The following is a 12,305-nucleotide window of genomic DNA, read 5'->3' on the forward strand; positions in this document are numbered from 1 at the left end:
CCGGCGGACCCTCCGCCGCTCCCCCCCCTTTGTCGCGATCCTGCCTCGGCTTGGCGGCAGCGCGCAGCTCCGGGACAGGCCGACCGGCACCAGCAATGAAGGAGACACCATCGTGGCGCAGACGAGTGGCATGGAGATCCCGACCATCGATATCGGACCGTTCCTGTCCGGCGACCCTGCCGGCCGCGACGCGGTCGCTCGCGCGGTGGCCGAGGCGTGCAAGACGGTCGGCTTCCTGGTGATCTCCGGTCACGGCCTGCCCCAGGAGACCCTGTCCCGGGCGATTTCGCTGGGCATGGACTTCTTCGACCTGCCCCAGGCGGAGAAGGACCGCTTCCATCCCACCGGTGCGGCGCGGCAGCGCGGCTATCACCGGGTGGCGACGCGCAACCTCGGCGCCACCCTGGGGGCGAAGACCCCGCCGGACCTGCGGGAATCCATCTTCCTCGGCCCGGTGGACGACCACAGCGCCCATTATGCCGCCCTGGCCGATGCCGAGACCGCCTATGCCGGCAATACCATTCCCGATGTTCCGGCCGGCTTCGACGCGGCGCTGGTCGACCTCTACCGGGCGTTCGAGCGGCTGTCGCGGGACATGATGCGGATCACCGCCCGGGCGCTGGATCAGGACGAGGACGGATTCGCCGCCCTGCTGGACCGGCACTTTTCCGTGTTCGGCATGCATCACTATCCGATGCTCGCCACCCCGCCGGAGCCGGGACAGCTCCGGGCCGGCGCCCATACGGATTTCGGCGCGATGACCCTGCTGGCCACGACCGAGGGCCGGGGAGGTCTCGAGGTGCAGATGGCCGACGGGCGCTGGGTGCCGGTGCTGCCGAAAGCGGGCGAGCTCGTGGTCAATCTGGGCGACATGATGCAGCGCTGGACCAACGACCGGTGGGTCTCCACCCTGCACCGGGTGGTGGTGCCGGATACCGGCGACGCCCAGAGCCGGCGCATGTCGATCGGCTACTTCGTGCACCCGAATTTCGACGCCGAGATCCGCTGCGTGCCGACCTGCCTGCGGGACGGCGAGGGCGCGCGCTATCCGACGATCACCGCCGGCGAGCACATCCGCCGCAAGATCGACGCCAGCCACAAGGCGGCATAGGCCGACCTGCGTCAGTCGGTCGGGATCGGCGTGTCCGACAGGTCGGCATCGACCGCCAGGTCGTAGGGAATGTCGTGGGAGATCAGCCCGCCGGTGAGCAGGGCTGATTTCAGCCGCACGAAGGCGGTCGGCGGGAACTGCGGGGTCCGCGCCCAGAGCCCGGCGCCCCGCAGGGTGCCGATGATCCGCGTCAGCGCTTGCGCCGACAGTTCGGGGAAATAGGGCTGCACTGTCGCCGCCATCTCGGCCGGATCGGCCGCGTGCAGATAGCGCAGGCTGCGGCCGATTCCCCGGACCAGGGCGCGGCAGGTCTCGCGCTCGCGCTCGGCGAAGCCGCGGGTGGTGTAGAAGCTGGTGAAGCCCACATCGCCCCGGGTGGCGAACCGGTGCCAGACATGGCCGCCATGCTCGGTCACCGCCCGGTCGGCATAGGGCTCGAAGACCAGAATCACGTCGACCTCGCCGCGGCCCAGCGCCTCGACATTCTCGGCCATGGTCCGGTCGGGCGCGCGGGTCCAGTCCGACAGCGCCACGCCCGCCCGGTCGAGATCGTCCTGAAAGGTCATCCAGGGCGTGGGCACCTCTGTCGCCACGGCGACGCGCAGGCCCTTCAGGTCGGTGTAGCGGAAACGCTCGTTGGGCTCCCGGCCGACCAGGGCGAAGGGATCGCGGGCGACCACCTGGCCGAAACAGACCAGCGGGCAATCCTCGCCGCGTTTGCGGGCCGAGTCGTGGTGCATCATCACCCGCATCGGTCCGCCCCAGGACACGTCGGTCGCGCCGTCCAGCAGGCCTTGGGCCGTATAGTCGGTCGAGGGCGACAGGGTGACGGCGACGTCCACGCCCTCGCGCGCCCATTCGCCCCGGTCGACGGCGAGATAGAAGGGGACGTAGCCGATGGTGCGCAGGTTCTCGAAGAGCTTGATGGCGGGTCTGGTCATAGCGTCAGCATAACAGGTGGAGCGGCGCCGGCCAGCCGTCGATCCGCAGAGTCGGCGGCCTATGTGAAACTAGTTTTTGCAGACGCGAAATCCTGCTTAAGTGACCGTCCAACGGTGCCGCAGCCGGCCAGAGAGCCGATACGGGCCATCAATTGGAGGCTTCACCAATGTCCAAATTCACGTCCGCCTGGGCGTTCGGCATGTTCGCGGCAGTCGCCCTGACAGCGCCGGCGTCTTTCGCCGACACGCCCAAAGACACGCTCGTCATCGCCGCAACCATCGACGACATCGTGTCGCTCGATCCGGCCGAGGCGTTCGAGTTCTCCGGGGGCGACCTGCTCCGGAACACGTACGATCATCTGGTCGAGTTCAACCCGCTCGACCTTGCCGCCGGTTACCAGCCCGGGCTCGCGGAGTCCTGGACGGTCAGCGAGGACGGCAAGACCTTCACCTTCAAGATCCGCGACGGCATCAAGTTCCAGTCCGGCAACCCGGTGACGGCGGAGGACGCGGAGTTCTCCCTGCGCCGCGCGGTGCTGCTGGAGAAGACCCCGTCCTTCATCCTGACCCAGTTCGGCTTCACCAAGGAGAACATCGAGGACACGATCAAGGCGACCGACGCCTCGACCCTGGTGATCACCACCGACAAGGTCTACGCCCAGTCCTTCGTCCTGAACTGCCTGACCGCCACCATCGGCTCGATCATCGACAAGAAGGTCGCGATGGAGAACGAGAAGGACGGCGATTTCGGCTATGAGTGGCTGAAGACCAACACCGCCGGCTCCGGCGCCTATTCGCTGCGGTCCTGGAAGGCGAACGAGTCCTATGTGCTCGACGTCAACCCGGACTACTGGCGTGCCACGCCGGCGATGAAGCGGGTCTTCGTGCGCCACATCGCCGAGTCGGCCAGCCAGCGTCTGCTGCTGGAGAAGGGCGACATCGACATCGCCCGTAACCTGACGCCGGAAGACGTCGCCGCCGTGGCCGCCAATGGCGACCTGAAGGTGGACGAGGATCTGCGCGGCCGCATCGTGTACATGTCGCTGAACCAGAAGAAGGCGCCGCTGAACGATCCCAAGGTGATCGAGGCCTTCAAGTGGGCGGTCGACTACAAGGGCATGACCGAAACCATCCTGCGCGGCCAGTACAGGGTGCATCAGGCCTTCCTGCCGCTGACCTATCTGGGCGAGTTGAAGGATCAGCCCTACACCCTCGACATCGCCAAGGCGAAGGCGCTGCTGGCCGAGGCCGGCCATGCCGACGACGTCGCGGTGAAGATCAACGTCCGCAACGAGCCGTCCTACATGGCGATGGCCCAGGCCATCCAGGGCTCCCTGACCGAGGCGGGCATCAAGGTCGAGCTGACCCCGATGACCGGCAAGCAGTCGCTGGGCGAGTACCGGGCGCGCGAGCACGATGTCTATCTCGGCGCCTGGGGCCCGGACTATCCGGATCCGCACACCAACGCCGATACCTTCGCCCATAACCCGAACAATGCGGACGAGGCGAAGCTGACCGGCAAGCTGGCCTGGCGCAACTCCTGGGACATCCCGGAGATGACCAAGGAGACCGAGGCCGCGGTGCAGGAAGGCGACCGCGAGAAGCGCGCCGAGATGTACCGGTCGATCCAGAAGGAGCATCAGGAGACGAGCCCGTTCGTCGTCATGTTCCAGAAGATCGAGCAGACCGGTCTGCGCAAGAACGTCGAGAACCTGGTGACGGGTAGCGCGATCTCGGCGGTCTACTACTGGACCGTCACGAAGTAAGCGGACGCAATGAGCCTCGCTGGTTCGCGTCCCGGCGGGAGGGGGCCCTGGTTTCCCTCCCGTAACGGGCTGCTGAAGAGCGGTCGGGTGGTGGTGTCCCTCGCGGTCACCCTGCTCGGCCTGCTTCTCATCACCTTCCTGATCGGCCGGGTGATGCCGATCGATCCTGTCCTCGCCGTTGTCGGCGAGCGGGCGACGAACGAGGTCTACGAGGCCACCCGCACGGCGATGGGCCTGGACCAGCCGATCATCATCCAGTTCTTCACCTATATCGGCGAAGTGGTGCGCGGCGATTTCGGCACCTCGCTGCTGACCTCGCGCCCGGTGATCGAGGATATCGCCCGGGTATTCCCGGCGACCCTGGAGCTGGCGACCGTCGCCACCCTGCTCGGCGTCGCCTTCGGCATTCCGGCAGGCGTCATGGCCGCGGTCCATCAGGGCCGCTGGCCGGACCATGTGGTCCGCCTGCTCGGCCTGTTCGGCTATTCCATGCCGATCTTCTGGCTCGGCCTGGTCGGCCTGCTGATCTTCTACGGCAAGCTCGACTGGGTGGCCGGACCTGGACGGCTCGACGTGTTCTTCGAGGACATCGTCCCCCAGGTCACCGGCGTCATCCTGATCGACAGCCTGCTGGCCGGGGATCTGGAGGTGTTCGCCAACGCCCTGTCGCACATCATCCTGCCGGCCTCGGTGCTCGGCTACTACTCGCTCGCCTATATCAGCCGTATGACCCGCAGCTTCATGCTGGAACAGCTGGCCCAGGAATACATCACCACCGCCCGGGTGAAGGGCGTGTCGGAGGCGCGGGTGATCTGGGGCCACGCGCTGGGCAACGTGATGGTGCCGCTGATCACGGTGATCGCACTCAGCTACGCCAATCTTCTGGAGGGATCGGTGCTGACGGAGATCGTCTTCGCCTGGCCCGGGATCGGCTTCTACATCACCAATGCCCTGCTGTCGGCCGACATGAACGCCGTGCTCGGCGGCACGGTCATGGTGGGCATCGTCTTCGTGGGGTTGAACCTGCTGTCCGACATTCTGTACCGGGTCTTCGACCCGCGCGCCCGGTGAGGGGAGAGCGATGACCGCCTCCTCCGCCAACGCCCCCGGCCTGCGCGCCTGGCTGACCAGCGAGACGCCGTCGAGCCCGTTCCAGGCCCGCTGCATCCAGGCCTATCTCGGATGGCTCGGCCTGGCCCGCAATCCCCTGGCCATGCTGGGGCTGGCGATCGTCGTCGCCCTGGTCCTGGCGGCGATCTTCGCGCCGCTGCTCGCCCCTCACGACCCGATCGCCCAGGACCTGCAGCGCCGCCTGCTGCCGCCGGGCACGCCGGGCAACCTGCTGGGGACCGACGAGCTCGGCCGGGACATTCTCAGCCGTCTGCTCTACGGCGCCCGGATCACCCTATATGTCGTCGCCCTGGTCGTGGTGACGGCGCCGGTCTTCGGCCTGCTGATCGGCACGGTGGCGGGCTATGCCGGCGGCTGGGTCGACACCGTGCTGATGCGTCTGACCGACATCTTCCTGGCGTTTCCGCGTCTGGTGCTGGCCCTGGCCTTCGTCGCGGCCCTCGGCCCCGGCATCGGCAACGCGGTGCTGGCCATCGCGCTGACCTCCTGGCCGCCCTACGCCCGTATCGCCCGGGCAGAGACCCTGACCATCCGCAATTCCGACTTCATCTCCGCCATCCGCCTGCAGGGCGCCTCGCCGCTGCGGATCGTCACCGGCCATGTGGTGCCGCTGTGCCTGTCCAGCGTGATCGTTCGGGTCACCCTGGACATGGCCGGCATCATCCTGACCGCCGCCGGTCTCGGCTTCCTCGGCCTCGGCGCCCAGCCGCCGCTGCCGGAATGGGGAGCGATGATCTCCACCGGCCGGCTCTACATCCTGGACCAGTGGTGGGTCGCCACCATGCCGGGCCTCGCCATCTTCACCGTCAGCCTGGGCTTCAACCTGCTGGGCGACGGCCTGCGCGACGCCCTCGACCCGAGGTCGAGCCGATGAGTGGGCCCTTGCTGGAGGTGGAGGGGCTCAGCATCGACTTCCCCACCCGGACCCGAACGGTCCATGCGGTGCGCGACATCAGCCTCTCGGTCGGCCGCGAGAAGGTCGGCATCGTCGGCGAGTCCGGCTCCGGCAAGACCATGACCGGCCGCGCCGTGCTCGGCCTGATCCGGCCCCCGGGGATCGTCACCGCCCGCAAGATGGATTTCGACGGCATCGACCTCACGAAGCTGTCGGAGCGGGAGTACCGCCGGATCCGCGGCAACCGCATCGCCATGGTGATGCAGGACCCGAAATTCTCCCTCAACCCGGTGATGACCATCGGCCGACAGATCGACGAGGCCTATCGGGTCGCCGCCGGCGCCGCCGCCGGTGCCGCCCGCCGCCGCACGATGGAAATGCTGGAGGCGGTGCGGATCCGCGATCCGGAGCGGGTCTACAAGGCCTATCCGCACGAGGTGTCGGGCGGCATGGGCCAGCGCATCATGATCGCCATGATGCTGATCGCCGAGCCCGACCTGCTGATCGCCGACGAGCCGACCTCGGCCCTCGACGTGACGGTGCAGATGCAGGTGCTGGCCATCGTCGACGACCTGGTCAGCCAGCGCGGCATGGGGCTGATGTTCATTTCCCACGACCTCAATCTGGTCGCCTCGTTCTGCGACCGGGTGGTGATCATGTATGCCGGGCAGGTGGTGGAGACCTGCCGGGCGTCGGAACTGCACAACGCCACCCATCCCTACACCCGCGGCCTGCTGGCCTCGCTGCCGCGGGTCGATCAGCCGGTCGAGCGTCTGTCGACGCTGGTCCGCCAGGAATCCTGGAAGACGGAGCCCGGTGTCGATGCCCGACTTGTCTGATACGTCCGGCGCAGACGTGGCGCTGCTGATCAGCCATCTGGACGTCCGTTTCGGCAAGGGCGAGGGGGCCGTCCATGCGGTGCGCGACGTGTCGCTGACCGTGCGCCGGGGCGAGAGCTTCGGACTGGTCGGCGAGTCCGGCTCCGGCAAGTCGACGGTGCTGCGCGCCATCGCCGGGCTGGCGACGGACTGGACCGGGCGGATCGCGGTGGACGGCACCGATCTCGGCCCGAAGCGGTCGAAGACGTTCTACGAGACCGTCCAGATGGTGTTCCAGGACCCCTACGGATCCCTGCACCCGCGCCACACGGTCGACCGCACCCTCAGCGAGCCGGCGAAGATCCACGGCATCGGCAATGTCGGCGCGCGGGTCGAGGCATTGCTGCGCGATGTCGGGCTGGGGCGGGAGTTCCGGTTCCGCTATCCGCACCAGCTTTCCGGCGGCCAGCGTCAGCGGGTGGCGATCGCCCGGGCCCTGATGCTGGAGCCGCGGATCCTGCTGCTGGACGAACCGACGTCGGCCCTCGACGTGTCGGTGCAGGCGGAGATCCTGAACCTGCTGCAGCGCCTCAAGCAGGAGCACGGGCTGACCTACATCCTGGTCAGCCACGACCTGGCGGTGATCGCCCATATGTGCGACCGGCTGGCGGTGATGAATGCCGGCCGGGTGGTGGAGGAGATGGATGTCGACCAGCTCCGCCGCGCGCAGCCGCAGCACAACTACACCCGCCAGCTTCTCAACGCGTCGCTCGGCTATGACCGGGAAACCGCGGACTCGCTGCTGACCTTCGATTGAGGGAACACAGTCCATCCGCTCCCCCACGTCATCCTGAACTCGTTGCAGGATCATGCCGCGGACGGGTCAGCAGCCTGATCCTGGATCAAGTCCAGGATGACGGGGAGTGGCGCTGAATGGGAAACATACCAATAATTTTCCTATGGTCTTGACGGCGTCCGTCCGGCGACGGAAATCCCACCAGGCTCCGTTGTAACGGGACCGACGGCCGGTTCTCGGCCTCGGATCCGTTCGAACCCGGTGGATTCCGTGACCGACAGTGACACTCTCAAGGCGCCGGCGAAGCCCCGGCGGCGCTCGCGCAGCGGCCGACGCTGGCTCCTTCTTCTGCTGGCCATCGTTCTGGTCGGGGCCGGCGCGGCCGTCTATGGCCGGGACCTGCTGTTCGACCCGGCCCCCGTCGCACCGCGTACGGCCACGGTAGAGCGTGGCACGCTGGAGCGCACGGTGACGTCGCTGGGCACCATCAAACCGCGTGACTACGTCGATGTGGGCGCCCAGATCTCCGGCCAGATCAGCAAGCTCTATGTCCAGATCGGCGATCAGGTGCAACAGGGCGACCTGCTGGCGGAACTCGACGCCCGGGTTCAGGAATCCAAGGTGGTGGCGAACCGGGCCAAGCTTGCCGATCTCAGCGCGCAGCTGCGCCAACGCGAGGCCGAGCGTCAGCTCGCCCGCCAGCAGCATCAGCGCAACCAGCGGCTCTTTTCCGCCAAGGCGATCAGCGAGGACGAGCTGCAGATCGGCGCTGCCAGCCTTGCCGTCGCCGAGGCGTCGATCGAATCCCTGAAGGCGCAGATCGACCAGGCCCAGGCGACCCTGGACGCCGACGTGACCAATCTCGGCTATACCGAGATCCGTGCACCCATGTCCGGCACGGTGGTCTCCCTCGACGCGGTGGAGGGCCAGACCCTGAACGCCAACCAGACCGCCCCGATCATCCTGCAGATCGCCGATCTGGACACGATGACGGTCTGGGCCGAGGTGGCGGAGGCCGATGTGGTGCTGCTGAAACCCGGCACGGCGCTGTACTTCACCACGCTGGGGATGCCCGACCGCGAGTGGTACTGGATCGTCCGCCAGGTGCTGCCGACGCCCGAGGTGGTCAACGATGTGGTCCTGTACAACGCGCTGATCGATATCGACAACACCGACCGGGCCCTGATGTCGGAGATGACCGCCCAGGTGTTCTTCGTCCTCGACCGGGCGGAGAACCTGCCGCTGGTGCCGCTGGCCGCGCTGAGCGCAGGCCGGGAAGGCAAGACGCAGACGGTCACCGTCATGAAGCCCGACGGTACCCAGGAGCGTCGTCCCGTGGAGGTCCGGCTCAGCAACCGGACCACGGCCGCGGTCTCTTCCGGCCTGGAGGGCGGCGAGCAGGTCGTCCTGCCGGTCTCCGGCGCGGGACCGCGAGCCGGCGGACGGCCGGGCGGGTTCGGAGCCCGGCTGTGACCGATGTACCGCTGCTCAGCTTCCGCGGGGTCGGCAAGCGCTATCCCTCCGGCGCGGGGGAGGTGGTCGCCCTCGACGCCATCGACCTGGACATCCACGACGGCGAATTCGTCGCCATCATCGGCCAGTCCGGCTCGGGCAAGTCGACGCTGATGCACATCCTCGGCTGCCTCGACCGGCCGTCGCGCGGTACCTACGCCGTGCGCGGCATCGAGGTGGACGATCTCGACGCGGACGAGCTGGCCAGCCTGCGCCGGGACGTCTTCGGTTTCGTCTTCCAGCGCTACAACCTGATCTCGACGCTGAGTGCGGCGGAGAATGTGGAGCTTCCGGCGATCTATGCCGGCCGGTCCCGGGACAACCGGGAGGAGCGGGCGGACGACCTGCTCGGCCGGCTCGGCCTCGGCGACCGGGGCCATCACCGGCCGAGCCAGCTTTCCGGCGGCCAGCAGCAGCGGGCGTCCATCGCCCGCGCTTTGATGAACGACCCCGCGGTGATCCTGGCCGACGAGCCGACCGGCGCCCTGGACAGCCGTTCGGGTGCCGAAGTGCTGGACATGCTGGAGCGGCTGAACGGCGAAGGTCGCACGGTGGTGATGATCACCCACGACCCCTCGGTGGCGGCCCGCGCCCACCGGGTGATCCGGCTGCTGGACGGCCGCATCGTCGAGGATACCGGCCGGGTCGATCCGGACCGACCCGGCGCTGCCGCGGATGCCGCAGGCTGGAGACCCGCCGGCTCCAGCCTGGCGACCTTGCCCGAAGCGGTGCGGATGTCCCTGCGGTCCCTGCGGGCCAACCTGTTCCGCAGTGCGCTCACCCTGCTCGGCGTGGTGATCGGCGTCGCCGCCGTGGTCACCATGCTGGCGGTGGGCGAGGGTAGCCGCGCCGACGTGCTGGGCCGGATTCAGTCGATGGGTACAAACCTTCTGCTGATCCGCCCGGGTGCGCCTGGCGTGCGCGGCGACGGCGATACCGCGACATTGGTCACCGCCGATGCCGAAGCGTTGAGGGGTGTCGCGGGTGTGGCGGCGGTCAGCCCGGAGAAGCGCGGATCCTCGACCATGCGCTTCGGCAATGTCGACTACCGCGCGTCGGTTCAGGGCGTCTGGCCCGACTACGCCTCAGCCCGAGACTGGAGCATGGAGAGCGGCGGCTTCATCACCGCCGCCGATGTCGACAGCTACGCACCGGTCGCCGTTCTCGGCCGCACGGTGGTCGACAACCTGTTTCCCAACGGCGACGAGCCGATCGGCACCTACATCCTGATCGGCAACATTCCGTTCGAGGTGGTCGGCGTGCTGTCGGCGAAGGGCGCGACACCCTTCGGCTCCGACCAGGACGACACGGTGCTGGTCCCACTGACCACCGGGGCCATGCGGATCTTCGGCCAGCCGCACCTGGATACGATCACCGTCAAGGTCGCGGACCTTGACACCATGGACGCGACGGAGCAGGCGGTGAAGGACCTGCTGTTCGCCCGCCACCGTGCCGAGGATTTCCGGGTGCGCAACACCGCCTCACTGATCGAGACCGTCGAGCAGACCCAGGACACGCTGACGATCTTGCTCGGCTCGGTGGCGGCGATCTCGCTGCTGGTCGGCGGCATCGGGGTTATGAACATCATGCTGGTCAGCGTCACCGAGCGAACCCGCGAGATCGGCGTGCGCATGGCCACCGGCGCGCGCATGCGGGACATCATGATCCAGTTCAACGTCGAGGCGCTGATCGTCTGCGGCATCGGCGGGCTGGCCGGGGTCGCCCTCGGTATCGCTGCCGGGATGGCCGCCTCCAGCTTCGGCATCTCCGTCGTGTTCTCGACCGGTCCGGCCGTCCTCGCCTTCGTCTGCGCGGTGACCACGGGCCTCGTCTTCGGCTGGTTCCCGGCGCGCAAGGCCGCCCGGCTGGAACCGGCGGTCGCCCTGACTGTGGAGTGAAGGAATGTCCGTCCAACGAACAGTCGCCGCCCTCGGCCTCTGCCTTCTGGCCTCCGGCTGCGCCATCGCGCCGGACTGGACCAGGCCCTCGGCCCCGGTGCCCGGATCCTGGTCGCAGGAAACGGCACCCTCCCGTGCGGCGCCGGCCGCCCTGCCGGCTGTGGAGGCCGTGGCTCCCAGCGCCGACTGGTGGCGCCGCTTCGGTAGCGCCGAGCTGGATCGCCTGATGGCCCTGGCGATGGACGAGAATGTGGACCTCGCCACCGCCCGCTATCGGATCCAGCAGGCCCGTGCGGCCCTGCGATCGGTCGCGGCGAACCGGGTGCCGTCGCTGGATGCCTCCGGAAACGTGTCGCGCGACCAGAACCTGGACGGCGGCGGTTCGGACAGCCGCTGGACCGGCGGCCTGACCCTGTCCTACGACGTCGATCCGTTCGGCGGGATCGACGCCCAGGTGGACAGCGCGGAATATGCCGTTCTGGCCGAGCAGTACGGGCGCGAGGCGACCCGGCTGGTGATGGAATCCGATCTCGCCGCCCTGTATTTCACCGTGCTCTCGACCCGACAGCGCACCGCGATTGCCCAGGACAATCTCGCGGCGGCCGTGCAGGTGCTGGACCTGGTGGAGGCGCGGGTGCGGGCCGGTGCCGCCACCGAACTCGATCTGGCGCAGCAGCGCTCGGCCGTGGCCGGTTTCCGGGCGCAGCTCGCGGCGCTGGAGCAGCAGCAGCGGGTGGCGATGAACGGCCTCGCGGTCCTGATCGGCCGCCCGCCAGGCGCTGTCGAGGTCCGCGAAACAGGCCTGCGATCCCTGACCCTGCCGCGCGTGGCGACCGGCCAGCCGTCGGACCTGCTGCTGCGGCGGCCGGATCTCCGCCGGGCGGAGGCGACGTTGCGCGCGTCCGATGCCGATGTGGCGGCGGCACGGGCGGCCTTCTATCCGACCGCGACGATCTCGGTCGGGGCCGCGGTCTCCGGCGCCTTCGACGGGGGCGTGTCCACCCTGGCCAGTCTGGCGTCGGGGTTGGCAGCGCCGATCTTCGACGGCGGCCGGCTCCAGGGCCAGTTCGACGCGGCGGATGCACGGCGGCTTGAACTCCTGGAGACCTATCGCGGTGCCGTTCTGACCGCCTTTCGCGAGACCGAGGACGCCATGGCGGGTGTGGATACCGGAAACCGCCGGGTCGAGGATCTGGCCATGGCGGCGGAGCAGGCGGGCTATGCCTATGAGCTGTCGCGCATCCGCTACGAAGCCGGGGCGGCGGACTTCCTGACGGTCCTGGACGCCCAGCGCACCAAGCTGTCGGCCGACGACACCCTGGTGCAGGCGCAGCTTTCGACCTTCCTGTCGGCGGCGGATCTGTTCGTGGCGCTGGGCGGCGGCTGGGACGTGGTCCCCGCCGTCGGCCAGATGTCGGCTGCGGCGGTGCGGTGACG

10 protein-coding genes are annotated in these 12,305 nt (G+C 68.5%); 9 read left to right on the forward strand and 1 reads right to left on the reverse strand.

Translation table 11 applies throughout. The annotated features are described in order from the left end of the window. Positions 1–112: 112 nt before the first annotated feature. Positions 113–1,111, forward strand: a complete 999-nt coding sequence (locus tag T8K17_RS14180) for an isopenicillin N synthase family dioxygenase (RefSeq protein WP_322330385.1) — start codon at positions 113–115, stop codon at positions 1,109–1,111. Between the two features lie 11 nt (positions 1,112–1,122). Here T8K17_RS14180 and T8K17_RS14185 read toward each other — a convergent pair whose 3' ends face one another. Next, positions 1,123–2,052: an ABC transporter substrate-binding protein gene (locus tag T8K17_RS14185; protein ID WP_322330386.1), complete on the reverse strand. Its 930-nt coding sequence runs from the start codon at positions 2,050–2,052 to the stop codon at positions 1,123–1,125. Positions 2,053–2,219: 167 nt separating this feature from the next. On the opposite strand from T8K17_RS14185, the gene T8K17_RS14190 reads away from it, so the two are divergent. The 8 genes from T8K17_RS14190 (at position 2,220) to T8K17_RS14225 (ending at position 12,303) form a co-directional block, all read left to right on the forward strand. Further along, the gene (locus T8K17_RS14190; RefSeq protein WP_322330387.1) at positions 2,220–3,818 is read left to right on the forward strand and encodes an ABC transporter substrate-binding protein; all 1,599 of its coding nucleotides are present in this window, start codon (positions 2,220–2,222) and stop codon (positions 3,816–3,818) included. A 9-nt stretch (positions 3,819–3,827) separates the two neighbouring features. Next, positions 3,828–4,889, forward strand: coding sequence for an ABC transporter permease (locus T8K17_RS14195; protein ID WP_322330388.1), 1,062 nt, complete (start codon positions 3,828–3,830; stop codon positions 4,887–4,889). Positions 4,890–4,899: 10 nt separating this feature from the next. Beyond that, on the forward strand, positions 4,900–5,823 hold the full coding sequence (locus tag T8K17_RS14200) for an ABC transporter permease (RefSeq protein WP_322330389.1): 924 nt from the start codon (positions 4,900–4,902) through the stop codon (positions 5,821–5,823). After that, positions 5,820–6,683, forward strand: a complete 864-nt coding sequence (locus tag T8K17_RS14205; protein ID WP_322330390.1) for an ABC transporter ATP-binding protein — start codon at positions 5,820–5,822, stop codon at positions 6,681–6,683. Before T8K17_RS14200 ends, T8K17_RS14205 begins: the two co-directional genes overlap by 4 nt. Next, the gene (locus tag T8K17_RS14210) at positions 6,667–7,479 is read left to right on the forward strand and encodes an ABC transporter ATP-binding protein (RefSeq protein WP_322330391.1); all 813 of its coding nucleotides are present in this window, start codon (positions 6,667–6,669) and stop codon (positions 7,477–7,479) included. Before T8K17_RS14205 ends, T8K17_RS14210 begins: the two co-directional genes overlap by 17 nt. Before the next feature lie 249 nt (positions 7,480–7,728). Further along, positions 7,729–8,931: an efflux RND transporter periplasmic adaptor subunit gene (locus T8K17_RS14215; protein ID WP_322330392.1), complete on the forward strand. Its 1,203-nt coding sequence runs from the start codon at positions 7,729–7,731 to the stop codon at positions 8,929–8,931. Next, positions 8,928–10,868, forward strand: a complete 1,941-nt coding sequence (locus T8K17_RS14220; RefSeq protein ID WP_416153110.1) for a MacB family efflux pump subunit — start codon at positions 8,928–8,930, stop codon at positions 10,866–10,868. The genes T8K17_RS14215 and T8K17_RS14220 overlap by 4 nt, the downstream gene beginning before the upstream one ends. A 4-nt stretch (positions 10,869–10,872) precedes the next feature. Further along, the gene (locus tag T8K17_RS14225) at positions 10,873–12,303 is read left to right on the forward strand and encodes an efflux transporter outer membrane subunit (RefSeq protein WP_322330393.1); all 1,431 of its coding nucleotides are present in this window, start codon (positions 10,873–10,875) and stop codon (positions 12,301–12,303) included. Positions 12,304–12,305 lie beyond the last annotated feature (2 nt).

The sequence above is a fragment of the Thalassobaculum sp. OXR-137 genome, assembly GCF_034377285.1.
GTDB lineage: Bacteria > Pseudomonadota > Alphaproteobacteria > Thalassobaculales > Thalassobaculaceae > Thalassobaculum.